This is a genomic window from Kibdelosporangium philippinense, assembly GCF_021390435.2.
Lineage (GTDB): Bacteria > Actinomycetota > Actinomycetes > Mycobacteriales > Pseudonocardiaceae > Kibdelosporangium > Kibdelosporangium philippinense.
The window spans coordinates 2164791-2184595 of record NZ_JAJVCN010000003.1 but is presented as its reverse complement, the minus strand read 5'-3'; the positions used below and the strand labels follow the sequence as shown (position 1 = coordinate 2184595).

General features: G+C 66.3%; 19 protein-coding genes and 1 other RNA gene. 8 read left to right on the top strand and 12 right to left on the bottom strand.

Features of this window, described 5'->3' with window-relative positions; all coding sequences use genetic code 11:
• Positions 1-5: 5 nt before the first annotated feature.
• From LWC34_RS42325 to LWC34_RS42300, 6 genes are all read right to left on the bottom strand, one after another.
• Positions 6-935: an ABC transporter permease gene (locus tag LWC34_RS42325; RefSeq protein ID WP_233730824.1), complete on the bottom strand. Its 930-nt coding sequence runs from the start codon at positions 933-935 to the stop codon at positions 6-8.
• Positions 932-1954: an ABC transporter permease gene (locus tag LWC34_RS42320; protein ID WP_233730823.1), complete on the bottom strand. Its 1023-nt coding sequence runs from the start codon at positions 1952-1954 to the stop codon at positions 932-934. The genes LWC34_RS42325 and LWC34_RS42320 overlap by 4 nt, the downstream gene beginning before the upstream one ends.
• A gap of 28 nt (positions 1955-1982) precedes the next feature.
• A complete protein-coding gene (locus LWC34_RS42315) occupies positions 1983-3662 on the bottom strand; it encodes an ABC transporter substrate-binding protein (protein WP_233730822.1) in 1680 nt (559 codons plus the stop codon).
• Between the two features lie 108 nt (positions 3663-3770).
• Entirely contained in the window at positions 3771-4313 is a 543-nt protein-coding gene (locus LWC34_RS42310) for a uridine kinase family protein (RefSeq protein ID WP_233730821.1), read from the bottom strand.
• Positions 4310-4906 carry a recombination mediator RecR gene (gene recR / locus LWC34_RS42305; protein WP_233730820.1) on the bottom strand — a complete coding sequence of 199 codons (597 nt, stop codon included), beginning with the start codon at positions 4904-4906 and terminating at the stop codon, positions 4310-4312. The genes LWC34_RS42310 and recR overlap by 4 nt, the downstream gene beginning before the upstream one ends.
• Positions 4906-5226, bottom strand: a complete 321-nt coding sequence (locus LWC34_RS42300; protein ID WP_233731031.1) for a YbaB/EbfC family nucleoid-associated protein — start codon at positions 5224-5226, stop codon at positions 4906-4908. The genes recR and LWC34_RS42300 overlap by 1 nt, the downstream gene beginning before the upstream one ends.
• 75 nt (positions 5227-5301) lie before the next feature.
• Here LWC34_RS42300 and LWC34_RS42295 point away from each other — a divergent pair, with 75 nt between their 5' ends.
• Positions 5302-6165, top strand: a complete 864-nt coding sequence (locus LWC34_RS42295) for an N-acetylmuramoyl-L-alanine amidase (protein WP_372496738.1) — start codon at positions 5302-5304, stop codon at positions 6163-6165.
• A gap of 110 nt (positions 6166-6275) precedes the next feature.
• Here LWC34_RS42295 and LWC34_RS42290 read toward each other — a convergent pair whose 3' ends face one another.
• Positions 6276-8216, bottom strand: a complete 1941-nt coding sequence (locus LWC34_RS42290) for a DNA polymerase III subunit gamma and tau (RefSeq protein ID WP_233730818.1) — start codon at positions 8214-8216, stop codon at positions 6276-6278.
• Between the two features lie 69 nt (positions 8217-8285).
• On the opposite strand from LWC34_RS42290, the gene ffs reads away from it, so the two are divergent.
• Both ffs and LWC34_RS42280 read left to right on the top strand, forming a co-directional pair.
• An RNA gene (ffs, locus tag LWC34_RS42285) (signal recognition particle sRNA small type) lies at positions 8286-8382 on the top strand.
• A gap of 259 nt (positions 8383-8641) precedes the next feature.
• Positions 8642-9424: a S1 family peptidase gene (locus tag LWC34_RS42280; protein ID WP_233730817.1), complete on the top strand. Its 783-nt coding sequence runs from the start codon at positions 8642-8644 to the stop codon at positions 9422-9424.
• Positions 9425-9467: 43 nt separating this feature from the next.
• On the opposite strand, the gene LWC34_RS42275 is transcribed toward LWC34_RS42280, so the two are convergent.
• Positions 9468-10019 (bottom strand): nitroreductase family protein, encoded by a 552-nt coding sequence (locus LWC34_RS42275; protein WP_233730816.1) that lies wholly within the window; start codon positions 10017-10019, stop codon positions 9468-9470.
• Between the two features lie 11 nt (positions 10020-10030).
• On the bottom strand, positions 10031-11242 hold the full coding sequence (locus tag LWC34_RS42270) for a putative hexosyltransferase (protein ID WP_233730815.1): 1212 nt from the start codon (positions 11240-11242) through the stop codon (positions 10031-10033).
• A gap of 123 nt (positions 11243-11365) precedes the next feature.
• Between LWC34_RS42270 and LWC34_RS42265 the strand changes: the two genes are divergently transcribed.
• Complete coding sequence (locus tag LWC34_RS42265) at positions 11366-12631, top strand: aspartate kinase (RefSeq protein WP_233730814.1); 1266 nt, start codon at positions 11366-11368, stop codon at positions 12629-12631.
• Positions 12631-13692 carry an aspartate-semialdehyde dehydrogenase gene (locus tag LWC34_RS42260; protein ID WP_233730813.1) on the top strand — a complete coding sequence of 354 codons (1062 nt, stop codon included), beginning with the start codon at positions 12631-12633 and terminating at the stop codon, positions 13690-13692. Before LWC34_RS42265 ends, LWC34_RS42260 begins: the two co-directional genes overlap by 1 nt.
• A gap of 98 nt (positions 13693-13790) precedes the next feature.
• Here the strand turns inward: LWC34_RS42260 and LWC34_RS42255 are convergent, their stop codons facing one another.
• Both LWC34_RS42255 and LWC34_RS42250 read right to left on the bottom strand, forming a co-directional pair.
• A complete protein-coding gene (locus LWC34_RS42255) occupies positions 13791-15128 on the bottom strand; it encodes a transposase (RefSeq protein ID WP_372496765.1) in 1338 nt (445 codons plus the stop codon).
• Positions 15129-15314: 186 nt separating this feature from the next.
• Positions 15315-16502, bottom strand: a complete 1188-nt coding sequence (locus LWC34_RS42250; protein ID WP_233730812.1) for an MFS transporter — start codon at positions 16500-16502, stop codon at positions 15315-15317.
• Between the two features lie 188 nt (positions 16503-16690).
• Here LWC34_RS42250 and LWC34_RS42245 point away from each other — a divergent pair, with 188 nt between their 5' ends.
• Positions 16691-17137, top strand: coding sequence for a Fur family transcriptional regulator (locus tag LWC34_RS42245; RefSeq protein ID WP_233730811.1), 447 nt, complete (start codon positions 16691-16693; stop codon positions 17135-17137).
• Positions 17138-17530: 393 nt separating this feature from the next.
• Positions 17531-18055, top strand: coding sequence for a hypothetical protein (locus tag LWC34_RS42240; protein WP_233730810.1), 525 nt, complete (start codon positions 17531-17533; stop codon positions 18053-18055).
• A 48-nt stretch (positions 18056-18103) separates the two neighbouring features.
• Here the strand turns inward: LWC34_RS42240 and LWC34_RS42235 are convergent, their stop codons facing one another.
• Positions 18104-19165 (bottom strand): alpha/beta hydrolase, encoded by a 1062-nt coding sequence (locus tag LWC34_RS42235; protein ID WP_233730809.1) that lies wholly within the window; start codon positions 19163-19165, stop codon positions 18104-18106.
• Between the two features lie 74 nt (positions 19166-19239).
• On the opposite strand from LWC34_RS42235, the gene LWC34_RS42230 reads away from it, so the two are divergent.
• Complete coding sequence (locus LWC34_RS42230; protein ID WP_233730808.1) at positions 19240-19794, top strand: NADPH-dependent FMN reductase; 555 nt, start codon at positions 19240-19242, stop codon at positions 19792-19794.
• Positions 19795-19805: the final 11 nt, after the last annotated feature.

The window sequence follows — 19805 nt, the reverse complement described above, 5'->3', positions numbered from 1 at the left end:
GAAAATCACCGCCGGCTCTTCGGGTCGAGAGCCTCGCGCAGCGACTCGCCAACCAATGTGAATCCCAACGCGACCACGACGATGCACCCGGCTGGCCAGAACGCCAGCTCCGGATGACTGTCGATGACGTTCTGCGCCTGGCCGAGCATCTGCCCCCACTCCGGGATCCGGTCGTCGGGGTTGCCGAGGCCGAGGAACGACAACCCGGCCGCCTCGATGATCGCGATCGCGAGCACGAGCGTGGCCTGCACGATCACCGGTCCGAGCGAGTTGGGCAGCATGTGCCGGAACACGATCGACCCTTGTTTCACACCAAGCGATCGCGCGGCCAGTACGTGATCACTATGTCGTTGCGCGAGCATTGAGCCGCGCAAAAGCCGTGCGAACACAGGGATCTGCACGATGGCGACGGCAAGGATCACGGTGTACTGGTTGGGTTGGGCGAACAACGAGCCGATGGACACCGCCAGCAGCAGGCCCGGGATCGACAGCATCACGTCGACCACACGCATGACTGTCGTGTCGACCCAGCCGCCCAGCGCGCCCGAGAGGGTGCCGAGCACCAACCCGCCTGCCAGGCCGATCAGCGTGGCGAGCACACCGACGATCAGCGTTTGCTGTGCGCCGACCAGAAGGCGCGACAGGAGGTCACGTCCCACCTGGTCACCACCGAGCGGATGCCCGGGCTGGGATGGCGGGATCTCGTTGCGAGCACGGACAACCTGGTCGCCCAGCATCGGCTCGGACGGATCGTGCGGAGCCAAGAGCGGTGACAACAGCGCCACGACCACGAACGCCACCACGATCGCCGCGCCCAGCAAGAACACCGGGTTACGGCGGAGCCTGCGCCAAGCCGCCGCGGTGAGGCTCACCCCGGTGTCGGCCTTGGCGGCCTGCTCAGCCAGCTTGTCGATCTTGTCTGTGCGCGCTGTCATCGCCCACCGCCCGAGGTCCGCAGCCGTGGATCGATCACCGCGTAAGACAGGTCGACCAACAGATTGACAATGACGAAAACCCCGGCGGCGCACAGGATCAGCAACAGCAGCACGGGATAGTCCCGCCGCTCGAAGCCGATCGCCAGCGCCTGGCCGATCCCGGGGAAGGCGAACACTTTCTCGGTCAGCACGGCGCCGGCCAGCAACGCACCGGTCTGCAAGCCGATCGTGGTCACCACCGGCAACATCGCGTTGCGCAGCACGTGCCGTCGCCGGATCACCGGGGTGGTCAGGCCTTTCGACTCGGCCGTGCGGACGAAGTCCTCATCCAGCACGTCGAGCACCGAGGCACGGGTGATCCGGAAGATCACCGAGAACGGAATGCTCGACAGCGCGACCGCGGGCAGGATCAGGTGCTTGAACGCGTCCCAAGCCGCGTCCCACTCGCGCGTGATGATGCCGTCGAGCACGAAGAAACCGGTGACCCGGGTCGCGTCAAGCCCGCCCTCCTGGCGCCCGGTGGTCGGAAACCACCCGAGTTCGACCGCGAAGACCTGCTTGAGCACGAAGGCAAGGAAGAACACCGGAACCGCGACGCCGATCAGCGAACCGACGACGCTCATGTTGTCCAGCCATCCACCGCGACGGCGCGCGGCCAAGTAGCCCAAGGGAATCCCGACCGCGATGGCGATCAGGATCGCCATCACCGACAGTTCCAGTGTCGCCGGAAACCGTTGCAGGAAGATCTCCATCGCCGAGTCACCGGCCTGAACACCGGTTGACACGCCGAAGTCCCCGGACGCCGCGCGACCGAGGAACTTGAAGTACTGCACGAAGATCGGCTGATCAAGACCCAGCTCGGTGGTCAGCTGGGCACGCAGCGCGGGGGTGGCCCGCTCCCCGAGAAGGGCCGAAACCGGCCCTCCGGGAAGCGAGCGCAACCACGCGAACAGCAGCAGCGACAGCGCTACGACAACGAGCACAAGCTGCAGCAACCGCCGGACGGTGTAACGAAGCACAGTCAGTTCTTCTTCGGGATTTCCGCTGTCAGCCGAGGCTGACGGTGTTGAACCGCTCGTCGGTCAACGGGCTGGCGACCAGTCCGCTCACCTTGGCCGAGGTGACCAGCGCGGGCGGCGAGTGCGCGATCGGCACGCCGGGCAGGTACTCCGCCTTGAGCTTCTTGTTCAGCGCCTCGTACATGGCCTTGCGCTTGGCCGCGTCCGGCTCGGCGTCGGCCGCCTTGAGCTCGCCGGACAGCTGGGTGCCCCAGGTCGCCGACACGGTGGAGAACCGGTTGTCCGGGTCGGAGAAGAAGCTGCCGATGAAGTTGTCCGGCGTGTTGTAGTCACCGTTCCAGCCAAGCAGGAACACGTCGGCCTTCGCCTGGTCGATGTCTTCAAGGTAGCCGCCGTTCCACGGCTTGCTGATCACGTTGAGCTTCATGCCGATCGCTTCCAGGTTGCCCCGGATAAAGCCGAAAATGTCCCTCGGGCTCGGCATGTACGGCCGGGTGACCTCGGTCGGCCAGTAGAAGTTGACCTCAAGGCCGGTCGCGCCCGCCTCGGCCAGCAGCGCCTTCGCCTTGTCCGGGCTGTACTCGTACTTCTGCACGTCCGAGGTCCAGCCGAACATCGTGTCCGGGTAGAAGTTCTCGGCGACCTTCGCACCCTCCGGGTACTGCTGCTTGATCAGGCCCTCGCGGTCGATCGCGTGCGCGATCGCCTGGCGCACCTTGAGATCACGCAGCTTCGGGTTGTTCTTCTGGCCGATGCCGACGTACATCACGTTGAAGGCAGGGCGGATCAGCAGCTTGTGGCCGTCCTTCTTCAGCTGCTCCCAGTCCGCTGGCGACGGCAGGTCGTAGCCCTGCACGTCACCGGACTGCAGCGCCTGCTTGCGGGCCGTCTCGTCCGGGATCGCCCGCAGGATCAGCTTGTCGAGGAATGTTTTCGTGCCCCAGTAGTCCTCGTTGCGGACCAGCTCGACGGTCCCGTTCGCCTTGTCGTACTTGGCGAACTTGAACGGACCGGTGCCGGTCGGGTGCGACTGGGCGTACTCAGGGAAGACGAAGCTGTCGCCCTGTTGCACCACGTTGTCCGCGTTGTACTGCTTGAGCGCGGTCGGGCTCTGGATGGCGAACGACGGCAAGCCGAGGATGTCCGGGAACTTGCTCGTCGAGCTCGTCACCTCGACCACGGCCGTGGCCGGGTCAGTCGCCGTGCAGGACTTGAACAGCGACGGCTTCGCGCCGTCGGCGAAGCCGCCGAAGTTGTCGTTCCAGTACGACGAGACGGCCGGGCTCTGGCCCGCGCCCTTCTGGTTGTACCAGCGGTTGAAGTTGAAGCAGGCGGCTTCGGCGTTGAACTCGCTGCCGTCGTGGAACTTCACGCCCTTGCGCAGGTTGAACGTCCACGTCTTGCCGTCCGGAGTGGAACTCCACTTCTCGGCGAGACCTGCTTCGGCCTCGGCCGTGCCCGGCTTGAACTCGATCAAGCCTTCGAAGACCTGCTGTGAGGTGCGGAAGGTCGCGCCGTCCGATGCGAAGAACGGATCGAACAGCTTCGGCGCGCCCTCGGTCGCGAACGTCATGGTGCCGCCGGATTTCGGCGCCGCGCCACCCTGATCGTTGCCACGCTGGGATTCAGCGCAGGCGGACAACACCACTGCGCCTGCGAGGCCTAGCGCCACCAGGCGGCCCGCTCGAACTCTACGGGTCTGGACCATCGCTCACCTCGAGTAGTTGAAACGGCACGTCTTGGGGACGGACCTTATATCGATCGGGGCATATCGCCGGTACTCCGCTTGGTCACGAATCGGCCAAACAGGGCCCGGTCAGAGATTGCCCAACGCCGTCACAACAACGTGGTCAGCGCACTCCCGGGTTGCGTCGACAGCGAACCAACCTTGCTCGAAAAGCTGCCATTTGGTGAGGTGTGACCTGCTCGTTTCGCCGTCCCTGGACACCGCTCGTTCGAGGCGTTCGGCCTGGTCAGGGACTTCACACCAGATCAGCGCCGACAGCAGCGGGCGGACCGAGGACCGCCCGGCCGACACCCCTTCGATGACCAGAAACTCCGGGACGTGGACTGTCCTCATCGCACCGAGTCGCGGCACTCCGCCGGTCCATTCAACGACTCGATAACCACCAGATCGACCCGCCGCCAATCGGTCTAGTACGCCCACTGCCAACCGGGACCACCACGCGACTGGGTCCTCCCACGTCGCGAAGTCGTCCGTGGAGATGAGGGTGGCGTTGGGGAGCTGCGCGACGAGTTCGCGAGCGAAAGTTGACTTGCCAGAGCCGGACGGGCCGTCGATCGCGACAAGGCGAACGCCGCCAAGCCGAGGCGGCGCCGCCAGTATTTCCTTGATCACACCGTGCGTCGCCCGGAAAGGGCGCGGGTGAGCGTGAGCTCGTCGGCGAACTCGAGGTCGCCACCCATCGGCAAGCCGGACGCCAGCCTGGTCACGGTCAGCCCGGGGAAGTCACGCAGCAGCCGGATCAGGTACGTGGCGGTCGCCTCGCCCTCGGTGTTCGGGTCGGTCGCCAGGATCACCTCGGTGACGTCCTGCTCGCCGATCCTGGTCAGCAGTTGGCGAATCCGCAGCTGGTCGGGGCCGACACCGGACAACGGGTCGAGCGCGCCGCCGAGCACGTGATAGCGGCCCTTGAACTCACGGGTCCGCTCGATCGCCAGAACGTCCTTCGGCTCCTCGACCACGCACACCTTCTGCGGGTCGCGCCGGGCGTCCCGGCAGATCCGGCAGGTCTCCTGCTCGGAGACGTTGCCGCAGATATCGCAGAACATCACGCCCTCTTTGACCTTCTGCAAGGCGTCCTGCAGCCGCGCGATGTCCGCGGCCTCGGCTGCGAGCAGGTGGAAGGCGATGCGCTGCGCGCTCTTCGGACCCACTCCCGGCAGCCGGCCGAGCTCGTCGATGAGGTCCTGTACCGGGCCTTCGTACATCAGAAACCAGGCAGTCCGAGCGCGCCGCCGAACCCACCGGCCAGGCCGCCCATCTTCTCCTCGGCCAGCTTCTGCGCGTTGGTGTTCGCGTCCCTGACCGCGGCGATGACCAGGTCGGCGAGGGTCTCGACGTCCTCGGGGTCGACCACCTTCGGGTCGATGCTCAGCGCGGTCAGCTCACCGGCGCCGGAGACCGTCGCGGTCACCATGCCGCCGCCTGCCGTGCCGGTCACCTCGACGTCCTCGAGCTCCTGCTGAGCGGACGCGAGCTTCTCCTGCATGGCCTGGGCCTGCTGCAGGATGTCCTGGATGTTGGGCATTCCTGGTCCGGGTTGCACCGCTGGCTCCTCGAGTTCGCGTCAGTGTTCCTGCTGTCAAGACTAGTCTCTCTTCATGTGAAGCCTTCGCCTCGCCGCACCTGTCTCGCCCTCGCTGCCGTACTGGCCTTTCTGGCTGGCTGCAGCACGAGCGTGGCAGGCTCACCGCCAGCTGTGACGAAGGTGGAACAGACCTTTTCGGCGCCATCGGTGACGCCGCCTGCCGCGGCTGTCACTTCGTCCTCTTCTGTCCCTTCTGCCAGTTCCGCTGCTACTTCTTCTGGGCCTTCGGCTCAGGGCAAGGTCGTGGTCCTCGATCCCGGGCACAACGGGGGAAACTCCTCGAATCCGGCCGCGATCAACAAGAAGGTGCCCGCGGGCCGCGGCCAGACCAAGGCGTGCAACACAACCGGGACTTCGACCAACGCGGGCTACACCGAGCACCAGTTCACTTGGGACGTTTCGACCCGGGTGCGGGAGTTGTTGGCCGCCAAGGGAATTCAGGTCGTACTGACCCGGGACAGCGACACCGGCGTCGGGCCGTGTGTAGACAAGCGGGCCGCGATCGGCAACCAGGCTCGTGCGGACGCCGTCGTGTCCATTCACGCCGACGGCTCGAATTCCCCTGGCGCACACGGGTTCCACATCGCCTACTCGGCGCCGCCGTTGAACGCCGCTCAAGGCGAACCGGCCAAGCGCCTCGCGACAACCCTGCGGGATGGCCTGCGGTCAGCGGGTTTCGCCACATCGACGTACATCGGCACGGCCGGACTGTCCCCACGGGACGATCTAGGCGGCCTGAACCTCTCCGAACGCCCAGCAGCCCTGGTGGAATGCGGAAACATGCGCAACGAAGCCGAAGCGGCCGTCCTTTCGAGCACCCAAGGCCGCCAACGCTACGCGGACGCCATCGCCGCCGCGATCCTCGCCTACCTCGCCTAACCCCCGCGCGTGTCCACCGTTCCGGAACACCGTGTCCACCATTCCGGAACACCGTGTCGACCTTTCCAGCATGCCGTGTCCACCGTTCCGGCACACCGAAATGACCACAGCTAGATCTTGCGCGCGCCCAACTCCTGCGTCAGCAGTTCGATCGCCACTTCTTCCGGGTCACGGGCGACGATCCGCTCACCTTCGCTTGGCTTGTGCGAGGCCTCGGCGAGCATCTCCTCTTCTTCCTCCGCCTCAGTTTTCGGGGGAGGGGGCGGGAGAGGGTCGTCAGGCTCGGGGGGCTCAGGGGGCGGCGGAATATCGTCGTGATCACCGGCCGGACGCGGCGCCTGACGTTGCGGCGGCTCCGGCGCGGCCGCCGGACGGCTAGGGCGCGTCGGTTGCGGGCGAGGCTGCGGCGCGGCCTGCGCTGGCGGTGCGGCGGTGGCACTGCCGTGCACGCACGTAACCCGCCAATGCCCGCCGATCACGTTGTTCAACGCCTTGCCGATGAGGTCCATATTGCGGGCCTCACCCAACCGCCGCGCCAATGGGGCCGCGGGGTGCGCGATGATGACCGTGTCGCCCTCGATGCTCTGCACGGTCGCGTTCGTGAGCATGGCTTCGGTGCTGCGACCGCCAGGCTGCTTGCGAACCTCGGCAAGAAGCTCCGGCCAGATCCGCCGAAGGGCCGCGGTGTCCATCGCGCCCGGCTCCGCAGGCGGCACGGCGGGCGCAGGTTCAGGCGCAGGTGCTTGCGCGGCAACAGGTTCCGGCTGCCTGGGGGGCGGCGGCTGAACGGGCTGGGGAGCTTGCGGGGCAGCGGGCACAGGCTGAGGAGCCGCCTGCTGCTGAGCGATCGCAGGCACGGCGGCCGCGGCGACCGGAGCGACCGAGGCACGCCGTTCCAACTGCTCAAGTCGTTGCAGCAGAGCGGAATCGAGCGCCGGATCGCCCTGCACCGCCGCGGGCAGAAGCATCCGCGCGGACAGCAGTTCCATCACCAGCCGCGGCGACGTCGCCCCACGCATCTCGATAAGTCCAGTGTGGACAATCTCGGCGTACCGGGAAAGCGTTGCCGGGCCAAGGCGATCGGCCTGCGCGGACATCCGCGTCAGCTCGTCACCCGGCACGTTCACCAGGCCACGCGCACCCGAATCAGGCACGGCACTGAGCAGAACCAGATCCCGCAACCGGTCGAGAAGATCGGACGCGAACCGCCTCGGGTCGTGCCCGGCGTCCACAAGTCGCTCGATCGTGCCGTACACGGCGGCCGCGTCGCCGGTCGCGAGCCCGTCGACCATGTCGTTGATCAACGCGATGTCCGTGACACCCAGCAAGGAGATCGCGCGTTCGTATGTCACACCATCGGGTCCCGCACCGGACAGCAGCTGGTCCATGACCGACTGGGTGTCACGTGCCGAGCCGCCACCCGCCCGAATAACCAACGGGAAGACGGACGGCTCGACCGTGACACCTTCGGCAGCGCAGTTGCGCTCCAGAAGCTCCCGCATCACGCTCGGCGGAATCAGCCGGAACGGATAGTGGTGGGTACGGGAGCGGATGGTCGGCAGGACCTTGTCCGGCTCAGTGGTCGCGAAGATGAAGATGAGGTGCTCAGGTGGCTCCTCGACGATCTTGAGCAGAGCGTTGAAGCCCTGCGTGGTGACCATGTGCGCCTCATCGATGATGAACACGCGGTACCGGGAGATAGCGGGGGCGAAGAAAGCCCGATCCCGCAGCTCACGAGTGTCATCGACACCACCGTGACTGGCCGCGTCAAGCTCGACGACATCGACGCTGCCCGGCCCGTTGGGAGCGAGCGAGATGCACGACTCGCACACGCCACAGGGATCAGGCGTCGGCCCCTGCGCACAGTTGAGAGACCGGGCCATGATCCGCGCACTGGACGTCTTCCCGCAGCCACGAGGCCCGGAGAAGAGATACGCATGGTTGACCCGACCGGCCGCGAGCGCGACGCGCAACGGCTCGGTGACGTGCTCCTGACCGACCACCTCAGCGAAGGTCGCCGGACGGTACTTGCGGTAGAGGGCGAGCGCCACAGAGTTGACCCTACCCAAAGCCACCGACAATCCCGCCGCCAGTACCGCCTCCAGGGTTCGCTACACTGAACGTGGATCCCGTGCGGTGTCCATCCCGTGAACCTCCCCAGGGCCGGAAGGCAGCAAGGATAAGCGGGCTCTGGCAGGTGCACGGGATCCGCTTTTGTGCGGCGGAGCCGCACAAAAGCGGACCATGTCCGCGCAGTGTCTTCTGGGGGCCGAGCCCCAGACCCCCACGGTGCGTGCTCCTCTTGAACCAGCGCTGGGTACGTTGGGGTTTGACCAGCTTCTTTCTGGTTTTCGGCAGCTCCGCCAGGGGTTGGCAATGTAATGGCCCGGTTAGCGGTTGCACGATCTGTTGTCACCCGATTACTCATGGAACATGTCGCTCGGTGAAGAGCGGCACTGAGGAAAAGGAGACAGCCATGGCGGCTGCCCTGCCCCGCCTGGTTCGGGCTTGCACTGTCGCGGTCGCGACGGTTCTTGCCACACTGTCGTCCGTTTCGGTCGCATCGGCGGACGTCACCCCGATGATCGTTGGCGGCATCCGCGCCAACATCAACGACTTCAAGTACACCGTGTACCTGGCCAGCTCCTCCGGCTCGCAGTTCTGCGGCGGCACCCTGGTCAGCGCGACAAAGGTGGTCACGGCAGCGCACTGCACCGCCGGCCGCAGCTCGTCCGGCACCCGTGTGGTGTGGGGCCGGGAAGACAAGCAGAGCACCGCGGGCACGGTCTCGACCGTGACCAGGATCTGGGTGCACCCGAGCTATACGAGTGCCACGCGCGGCTACGACGTCTCCGTGCTGACCTTGGGCACGAGCCTGCCCGGGCCGTATCTGCCGCTGGCCACGCCGCAGGACACCGCGCTCTACGCGGCAGGCACACAGACCACGATCCTCGGCTGGGGCACCACGAGTTCCGGCGGCTCGGCGTCTCGCTACCTGCTCAAGGCCACTGTCCCGGTCACGAGTGATGCGAGCTGCCGTACCGCATACGGTTCTTCCTTCATCCAGTCCGCCATGGTTTGCGCCGGTTTCCCCAATGGCGGCGTGGACACGTGCCAGGGCGACTCGGGCGGTCCGCTGATCGCGGGCGGCAAGCTGATCGGTGACACGTCATGGGGTCGTGGCTGCGCGCTCGCGGGCTACCCAGGCGTGTACGGCCGGATCGCGACCTACCACGCGGCGATCACCGCCCAACTCTAAAGCCCTCGTGAGTGTTTTCGCCGGTTCTAACCGGCGAAAACACTCACGACCCGAGAGCTGGGGTTCCCCATTCACCGGTGAAGGCGATCTCCGAGAGCGGCAGTCGCTTGCGCGGGGCGAGTTCTCGCTCTCGGAGATCTTCCGGGATCGCCTCGCGGTCTCCGAGTTTGCCGACCGCGATCACCACGACCGGCCGCGCCTCCGGCGGCAGTTCGAACAAAATCCGCGCGCCTTCCGCGTTGAACCCGCCCATCTGGTGTGCGACAAGGCCTTCATCCACCGCCTGCAGCACCAAGTTCTCCGTCGCGAGCCCGAGGCCGTACTCGTTCAACGGCAAAGTGCCCTTGTGGTTCACGGTCATCGCGATACCCAGGAGCAACACTGGCGCGTTCTGCGCCCAAGCCTGGTTACGTTGGCTCAGCACCTCGAAGATCCGCGAATAGGTCGTGTCACCACGCCGCCCGACCATGTACCGCGCGGGTTGGGAGTTGCCGTACGAAGGCGCCCAGCGGGCGGCCTCCAGCATCGATTCCAGCTGCGCGTCAGTCACTTCCGCGGCAGCGTCGAGCCAACGCGGGCTCCATCGGTCTCTCATCAACGGATGCATCAGATTGCCCAGCTCCACACCGTTAGCGAGTAGGCGCCGTACCAGGACGTGATCACGGCCAGTCCAGTCAGCGTGGCGACGACGGTAGCGGTCTGCCGTTTGGCGAGCCCAACCGCTATCGGGATCAGCAATACGAACGCGGGCAACAACAGTCGCGCTTTGGACGCCATCAGGCCGTTCGACCCGAGGTCCATCATCAGCACGCCGAGCCCGTAGACCATCAGCGGCCACGGCAGCTTCATCTTGAACCCGACCACGACCAATGTCACAGCCACGAGCAGCAGCAGGATCGTGACGCCTTCGAGCACCGACAGTTGCCGGGTCAGCGCCTCGACCGCGAACCGCCACGTGGCGATGCCGCCGTCGAACCGCGAGTCCCAGCCGCGTTCCTGCAGCGTGAAGTACCCAAGCAGCTCGCCGGTCCGACTGGCGACCCAGCCAAGGTAAAAGAACAGCCCGAGCGGCACGAGCAACCCGCCGACCCACGGCCGCCAGCCATCCCGCCGTTTGATCACAGCGACGAGCGCGGCAAGACCGACCGCGAGCACCAAAGCCACCGCGGTCGGCCGCACGAGACCGCCACAGGCGCACATCAACCCGGCGAAAACCCAGCGTCGTTCGAGCACTCCGACCAGTGCCCACGCGGCGAAAGCGCAGAACAGCGCCTCCGAGTACGGCATGACCAGCACGATGCTCATCGGCGCCGCGGCGAACAGCGCGACCAGGATCAGGCCGATCCGGGTCGAACCGCCGGGGATGCGCTTTCCGATCCTGGCCAGCGCGTACGCACAGAAGATCCCGGCGATGACCGTGATCGTGAAGGCCGCGACCAGCCTTGCTGTTTCGGTGCCACCGAAGGGTGCGGCCAGGTAGTTGATCAGCTTCGGGTAGCCCGGGAAGAAGGCCAGCGGGGTCTCCGGCGAGCGCTGGTTGTAGGCGTCGACCAGGCGGGTTGGCACGTTGTCGTAGCCGCCCGCCGCTATGCCCAGATACCAGTCCGCGTCCCACGACGTGAGTGCTTGACCCATCGGGAAACGTGTCCGAGAACTCATCCAGGACAGCACCAGCAGACCGAACTCGCGGATGGCCAGGTAGATCAGTGCTGGCGCGAGCAGATAGGCGACTCGGCGGGCTGTCCACGTTCTGAGACGAATTGTTTCAGTTTTTTCCGCGATTGCCGCTGGTTGCCGAGTCACCTCCGTCGTGGACACGCGACAAGGCTAAAGCTTCCTGACCTGAGTGGTTGGCGCCACACGAAGTCGAAAACCGACTACCGAGCGCAGGTAGGCTCACCTCAACGTGGTCTGAAGCGATTGAGGAGAGGGTTGAGCGGCGTGGCGCTCGTTGTCCAGAAATACGGCGGTTCCTCCGTTGAGAACGCCGACCGGATAAAACGGGTCGCCGAACGCATCGTGGCAACCAAGAAGGCGGGCAACGACGTCGTCGTGGCGGTCTCCGCGATGGGGGACACCACCGACGAGCTGCTCGACCTCGCTGGTCAGGTCGCCCCGGTGCCGCCGGCGCGTGAGCTGGACATGCTGCTCACGTCCGGTGAGCGGATCTCGATGTCGCTGCTGGCCATGGCGATTCACGCGCACGGTCTCGAGGCACGGTCCTACACCGGCTCGCAGGCAGGCGTGATCACCACCGCGGCGCACGGCAACGCGCGCATCATCGACGTGACCCCGAGCCGGATCCAGGAGGCGCTCGACGACGGCGCCATCGCGATCGTGGCCGGGTTCCAGGGTGTGAGCCAGGGCACCAACGAGATCACCACGCTCGGCCGTGGCGGCACGGACACCACCGCGGTGGCCCTCGCGGCCGCCCTCGGCGCCGATGTGTGCGAGATCTACACCGACGTGGACGGCGTGTTCAGCGCTGACCCGCGGATCGTGCCCAACGCCAAGCACCTCGACCGCATCACCTACGAGGAGATGCTGGAGATGGCGGCCTGCGGGGCCAAGGTGCTGATGCTGCGCTGCGTCGAATACGCCCGGCGGTACGGGGTGCCGGTCCGGGTCCGGTCGTCGTTCAACCAAAAGCCCGGCACTGTGGTGACCGGGACGATCGAGGAGCTCTCCGTGGAACAAGCGATGATCACGGGCGTCGCGCACGACCGTTCCGAAGCGAAGGTCACCGTTGTCGGTGTGCCGGACAAGCTCGGTGTCGCGGCCGCGATCTTCCGGGTGATCGCCGACATCGGCGTGGACATCGACATGGTTTTGCAGAACGTGTCGTCCACCCACACCGGCCGTACCGACATCACGTTCACGCTGTCGAAGGCCAACGGCCCGACGGCGGTCGCGGCGCTTGAGAAGGTCCGCGCCGAGCTGGGTTTCGAGCAGGTCCTCTACGACGACCACATCGGCAAGGTCTCGCTGATCGGCGCGGGCATGCGCTCGCACCCCGGTGTGACGGCGACGTTCTGTGAGGCGCTTGCCAAGGCAGGCGTGAACATCGAGATCATCAACACCTCCGAGATCCGGATCTCGGTGCTGATCAGGGACACCGAGCTGGACGCCGCGGTGCGCGCGATCCACGAGGCGTTCGACCTCGGCGGCGACGAAGAGGCCGTGGTGTACGCGGGGAGTGGTCGCTGATGGCGCCGGTTCTGGCACTGGTCGGCGCGACGGGCGCCGTCGGCAGCGTGATGATCGACATCATGAACAACCGCCCCGATTTCCCGTGGGGCGAGGTCCGGCTGATCGCCTCGGCGCGCTCGGCTGGCAAGAAGATGGTCGTGCGCGGCGAAGAGCTGACCGTCATCGAGATCTCCCCTGAGGCTTTTGACGGCGTCGACGTGGCGATGTTCGACGTGCCGGACGAGATTTCGGCCGAGTGGGCGCCGATCGCGGCGGCCCGTGGCGCGATCGCGGTGGACAACTCCGGCGCCTTCCGGATGGACTCGGACGTGCCGCTGGTCGTGCCCGAGGTGAACATCGACAAGATCAACGAGCGGCCGCGCGGGATCATCTCGAACCCGAACTGCACCACGCTGTCGATGATGGCCGCGCTCGGCGCGCTGCACAGCCGGTTCCAGCTCACCGAGCTCGTGGTCGCCTCCTACCAGGCGGCGTCGGGTGCGGGCCAGGCTGGCATCGACCGGTTGTACGCGGAGCTGGAAGCCGTGGCAGGCAAGCATGTTGGCGATCGCGCTGGCGATGTGGCCGAGGTGATCGCGGCCGCCGGACTGTCCAGTGAGGACTCTCCGTTCCCCGCGCCGCTGGCGCTGAACGTGGTGCCGTGGGCCGGTTCGCTCAAGGAAGACGGCTGGGCGAGCGAGGAGCTGAAGGTCCGCAACGAGGCCCGCAAGATCATGGGGATCCCGGACCTGAAGGTGTCGGCGACCTGCGTGCGTGTCCCGGTCGTGACGACGCATTCCCTTGCGGTGCACGCGACTTTCGCCAACCCGGTGACCGTTGCCGAGGCGCACGAGGTGTTCGAGGCGCAGCCGTCGGTCGTACTCATCGACGACCCGGCGGCGGGCAAGTTCCCGACCCCGGCGGATGTCGTCGGCGGTGACCCGACGTACGTCGGCCGCGTCCGGCAGGCTCTGGACTTCCCGAACACGCTGGACTTCTTCGTGTGCGGCGACAACCTGCGCAAGGGCGCCGCGCTGAACACCTACGAGATCGCGGAAGCCCTGGTCACCTCCTCGTGAGTGTTTTCGCCGGTTCTAACCGGTCTGGTGTTTTAACGTTGTGAGGGCATGGTGGGCAGGGCCGTCGCGGAGCGGCGGCCCTGCTTTCGTTGCTGGGTTTAGGTTTTTGTCACTGGACGGACGATGCGATGCCGCGTCGCGGGGATGGATGTATGCCCTGTCGGGCGGCCCGGACCGGGCCGTGAAGGTTTTCGCGGTTTCGCCGGAGATCCCAGGCGCGGGTGAAGCCCACGAAACCCGCGTTTGACCCGTAGCGGGCTGAGCGGTCCCCGGCGTCGTTCCCAGGACAGTCGCTGATCGGCGATGAGCCCACGCGCCAGGACCAGGTGAACATAAGCCACAGCCACCAGCCAACTCCACCGCTCGGCTTGCTCGGGGCCACGCACTCGAGGGCGGGTCCAAGCCAGGTATTGCTTGAGGAACCGGAAGAGGTGCTCGATGCCGTAACGGCGCAGATACGCCCGCCACACCCGGTCAAGATCGAACGAGCCCTCAGGCCCGGTCCAGAACAACCACATCGGCGGGTACGCCGGGTCGGCCGAACACACCCAGACCACACTGCCCCGGGTCACCGGGCGGGAGTACCCGGGCCGGTAGCCAGGTTCCCGCAGTGCCGCCGATTCCGAGGCACGCGGGTGCATCCCATGCCACACCGACACACTCACCGCGGCCCGCCCAGGCTCGGCGGGCACCGCGAGGTATTCGTCCGGGTCACGCCAGCTACGGCGATCGGACAGTTTCATCTTTGGCCCGTGCACTCGCGGCCGCCCGATCGTGCCTGGTTCCCGCGGCGGCGGATCGGCCATCACCACCGCGTCCTTACGCAACCGGACCACGATCTGCACCCGCTCGCCGGTCAACCGGCCACCCAGATACACCGGGCTGTAGTCCCCGTCAGCACACACAATCGGAACCAGACCACCACCATCATCACCACCGTCCGGGTCCCGGTCGGCAGCCACCTGCTTCAGCAACGCCTCGATCTGCCCGACAGCAACCACATTGTGGTTCTCACCCACCGCGATACGCGCCACCGCCACCGGCGACGCCCACGACGAACCGCTCGTCCCGGTCGCGGCCAGCCACTGAAACCACCAGCCCGGAGTCACCACCCCGCTGCCACCGCCAACATCCTTGCCCGCGTCGTAGTTCAACGTCCGGTCCGGGCTGGTCGGCGCATCCGGACGCGGCCACTGCGAACAATCCAACGCGAACACCAGCCCCGAGGACCGATCCACCACACCCGCCAACACACCCGCCAACACCGCGGCGTCGATCCGGCCCCGATCCAACGCGGCATACACACTGCCATGCCCACGCCGCAACACCGGCTCCAAGCTTAGATACGGCAACGACTCCAACCGGCCCGGATGACACAACAACGCGTCCACCATCTCGAACAACACATCCGGCCACCTCGTGAACGACTCATACACCGCCCGGCGGAACCGCCGCAGCCGCCGGAGTTGGCCTACAAGGGATCCATCAGGCACACTGCCAGACACGGCCACCGCTTTCGTGATCAAAGTTCTGTGGAAGGAACCAAGATCATCGAGCGGTGGCCGCCTCCATGTCAAAGATCAACCACCCGGAACGTTAAAACACCAGACCGGCGAAAACACTCACGAGGCGAGAGCTGCGGAAACGGGGGCCGGTGTCCGGCGGACGAGCACAGCCGCGCAAACGGCGATGATCAGTCCGCCGGCACCGGCGCCGACGAAGCCCCAACCCGGCGATCCGCTGTGGTCGACCACAAAGCCGACCGCCGGGGAGCCCAGCGCGACACCACAGGTGAACGCCGAACTCTGCAGCCCCGTCGCTTCCCCGCGCACAGCAACGGGAACGAACTGAGCGACTCGCTCTCCCGTTGATGCGATGGCAGGTGCGCACATCGCGCTGGCCGGCGCGAGTGCGAGCGCGAGAATCCACCACGTGCCGCCGTCCGCGAATAGCACCGGCATGGTCAACGCGCCAAGCAAAGCCATCAATACGACCTGTGGCAACGACTTGCGGACGGCGCCGTGCACGATTCCGCCGATGATCGACGCCAGCGCCAAGATCACTGTCGCCGCGCCTGCCCACTCGACTTCGTTGTGCAGCCGTAGCACCGCGATCATCGTGACTTCGGTGCCGGACATCACGAACGTCGCGCCGAATCCGACCAGCAGCACGCCCACAAGGCTCCGCGTCAGCCATTCACGTCTCGGTGGACGGTCCGTGGTCGTCGACTCGTCAGAGCCGCGAAGCGGTGGGTTGTAGACGGACAGCGAGACACCGGTCGCCAGGAACCCTGCTGCGAGCACGAGCAAAGCGACCGACGTGGAGACCTGTGTTGCCAGTGCCACGCCGACCACCGGGCCGATCATGAAACACAGTTCGACCGAGATCGAGTCGAGCGAGTAGGCCGTGCGGCGCTGGGCTTCCGGTACGAGCGCGGCGACCGCCTGCCTGCCGATAGACATCGGTTGGATGGCGAGCAGTCCGCTGAGAAACGCCACCGGCAGCAGCACTGGATATGGCATCAGCGGTGCGGTCGCCCAGAACGCGGTCTCGGCGACGGTTGTGATCATCAGTGCCCTGCGCAGGCCGAATCGGTCGATGAACCGGCCGTAGAGCGGCGCGCCGATCGCGATGCCGATTGTCACGGCGCCGCCGACCAGGCCCGCCGCGCCGTAACCGTGGCCGAGCCCGAGAACGACGTGCAAGGTCAGCGTCATTCCGGCGGCCGCGACCGGGATCCTGGTGAGGAAGATCAAGATCAGGAGAGACCGGACACCCGGCAGGGCGAACAGCTTCTGATATCTCTCCACAGACAGTCAGGGGATCATCTGATTACCCCACCAGGCAACCGAGTTTCGGCCGGTTCTTCGCAATCACACGAATGGAGGAGGTCTAGACCAGCTCGGTCGGGGCCACCCTAGTGGTGGGAACCACCCTGCGGTTGCCCGAACGAGTCGTTTTATTGACTCGTTCCAGATAACGTGGTGAGGTGGCAGTGATGGCGACACCGACTACTCCGGACCGAGCGCGGCTGCGCGACCAGCTGAAGGCCTCCGGTCTGCGTGTGACGGCTCCGAGGTTGGCGGTGCTCACCATGCTGAGCCAGCGTCCGCACGCCACCGCCGACCAGGTCGCCAGCGGGGTGCGGGAGCTGTTGGGTTCCGTGTCCACTCAGGCGGTGTACGACGTGTTGAACGTATTCACCAGCGCCAACCTGGTCCGGCGGATCGAGCCGGCCGGGCATCCGGCCCGGTTCGAGACCCGCACCGGGGACAACCACCACCATCTTGTCTGCCGCCAATGCGGTCGTACCGAAGACGTCGACTGTGTCGCAGGCCCGGCGCCCTGCCTGACGCCAGGGGAGTCGGCTGGCTTCGTCGTCGACGAGGCGGAGGTCGTGTTCTGGGGCCTGTGCCCAGGCTGCGGCGACCCTGATCCGCGCTAGACCCTCCCACCACGAGGAAGAACGGCCCGGTGAGCCCCTCGCTCGCCGGGCCGTTTTGCCTTCACGGCGTTGAACGCCGGTAACTCGGCCCTCACGGCTACCAATGCCGATTTCACTCACCCGGGTGAGGGTTCGCTCCGTCGTGACTGTTCAGCGCCCGTGAGCCGGGCGTGTCTGGCGCCGGTCCGTGATCACTTTCCCGTCCTGCGTCCCGGTCCGTGTCGGAACTAGTTGATCTACGCCGGTAATCCGATTACCGACCGTAAATCGCCGATTACCCGGTTGGTAAAGAACTCTGGCGAGCCTGCCGCAGGCTGGTGACTATGTTCCGGTACTAGCGGAGTCCGCTCATTGTTGGCTACGTCATCATTTGAGCGGGGGGAGGAGTCGAGAATGAGAATGGGATTCGTCAAAAAGCTCGCCGTCGTCGTAGTCGGCAGCATGATCGCGCTGGCCGGAGGAGCCTCCGCCGATGACTGGCACGGCTCCGGCTGGACCGCCACGGCTGACCCCGAGGTGGCCGCCAAGACTGTGCAGCGCATGCACGACCAGCTGAAGTCCGCATACGAGGCCGGCGACGTCGCCGGTGTGAAGGGCAACGTCACCGAGCTCGACGGCGTGCTCGACGCGTTGGTGACCAGGACCGACGAGTGGGCCACCCGCGCGGAGACCAGGGACAACTCGGTCAAGGCCAACGACTTGAACACCGAACTGGCAGGCAAGCTGGCCGGAATGCCGGACGGCACCGCGAAGGGCCTTCCGGGTCTCGACCTGCTGTCCGGGGTGACCGCACTGCTCACCTCGCTGCTGCAGACCCTGCTCGACCTGGTCTCCAGCCTGCTTGGCGGCCTGCCGATCCCCGTGCCGCTGCCACCGCTGCCGATCCCGCCGCTTCCGGTCGCTCCCGTCGCCCCCTGACGGACCCGAAGTGAATGTCCGGCGCGTTTTTCCGCGCCGGGCATTCGGTCATTCTCCTACCGATTCCTTTGGGCTGATTTCCAGGCCGACACGCAAAACGGCGGCGGCTTCGAACATCGCTTCTCGAAAACGAGTTCCAATAGCGAGGAAATTGGCGTATCCGTGGATCAGATCGGCGTGTCTCGTCAACACGACGGGCACGCCGGCCTTCCTCAGTGACTCGGCGTAGGCCTCACCCTCGTCACGCAGCGGGTCGAAGCCCGCGGTCGCGATGTACGCGGGCGGCATCCCGGACAGGTCCGTGGCCAGTCCCGGTGAGTAGCGCGGGTCCTGCTTGTCCTGCTCGGTCCTGGCGTAGTGACCCATGAACCAGTCCATGTCGTCCCTGGTCAGGAAGAAGCCCTTGGCGAACAGCTGCTTCGACCTGGTCTCGCTGGTCGCGTCCGCCGACGGATAGAGCAGCAGCTGGAACGCGGGCTTCGGGCCGCCCGCACGCGTGGTCAGTTGCGAGACGACCGTCGCGAGGTTGCCGCCCGCGCTGTCGCCGCCGACCGCGATCGCCGCCGGGTCCGCGCCGAGCTCTGCCGCGTTGGCGTGCGCGTACTTGAATGCGGCGACTGCATCGTCGACTCCGTCGGGAAACGGATGCTCGGGCGCCAGCCGGTAGCCCACCGACAGCACCCGCACTCGTGCGTGCTTCGCCAGGAACCGGCAGGTGTTGTCGTGCGACGTGATGCTGCCAATGGTGAACCCGCCACCGTGGAAGAACACCAGCAACGGCGAGCCTTCGGGCAGCTCATCGGGCTGGTAGAGCCGCGCGGGGATCGTCCCGTCGATCGTCAGCTCGCGGACGGCCACCGGCTCGATCGGCTCCCCGGCCGCGATCGCCGCGCCCTTGTCGAGGTCACGGCGTGCTTTTTCCGGGGTGCCTTTGGACAGTGCCGGAAGCGTCGACAACTCCCGGGCACGCAGGAACAACTGCGCGTCCAATGCGAGCTCTTGATCATCGAGGCGGATCGGCGCACCCGCGATCAACCTGCGAATACGGCGAGGGAGGCGGTAGAGGGCACGAAGCGCGGCGCCCTGCAGAGCGATCGTCGAGAGCGGCATCACGCGATCCTACTGTCAGTAAGTTCGGCTGTGGGAGTGGAACTCAACCCAACTTGAAGTCCTAAGCTCGGAACGTGGCCATACATGTGGTGGGAGTCGGCGGTTCCCTACGAGAGAACTCGCAGTCCGAGCGGGCCCTGCGGCTCGCGTTGGCCGGTGCCGAGGAGCTCGGCGCCAAAACGACGGTGATCACCGGCGACGACCTCGTGCTGCCGTTCTACGACCCGGCTGTCCCCGAACGTTCGGACAAGGCGCGCAGGCTCGTGAAGTACATCCGCGAAGCCGACGGCGTCGTGCTCGTCTCGCCCGGCTACCACGGCACCATCTCCGGGTTGATCAAGAACGCCTTGGATTACATCGAAGATCTTCGTGAAGACGAGCGCGTGTACCTGGACGGTCGCGCGGTCGGCTGTGTGGCGACCGCGCAGGGCTGGCAGGCCGCCGTTACGACCCTCACATCGCTGCGGTCGATCGTGCACGCACTGCGCGGCTGGCCGACCCCGCTCGGCTCCGCGATAAACTCGGCCGAAGTGCGTTTCGACGGCGCGGGCGAATGTTCCAGCGAGTCGGTGGCCACGTCGCTGCGCACGATCGGGCGCCAAGTCGTGGAGTTCGCCCAAAGCCGGTGACCACTAGCGTG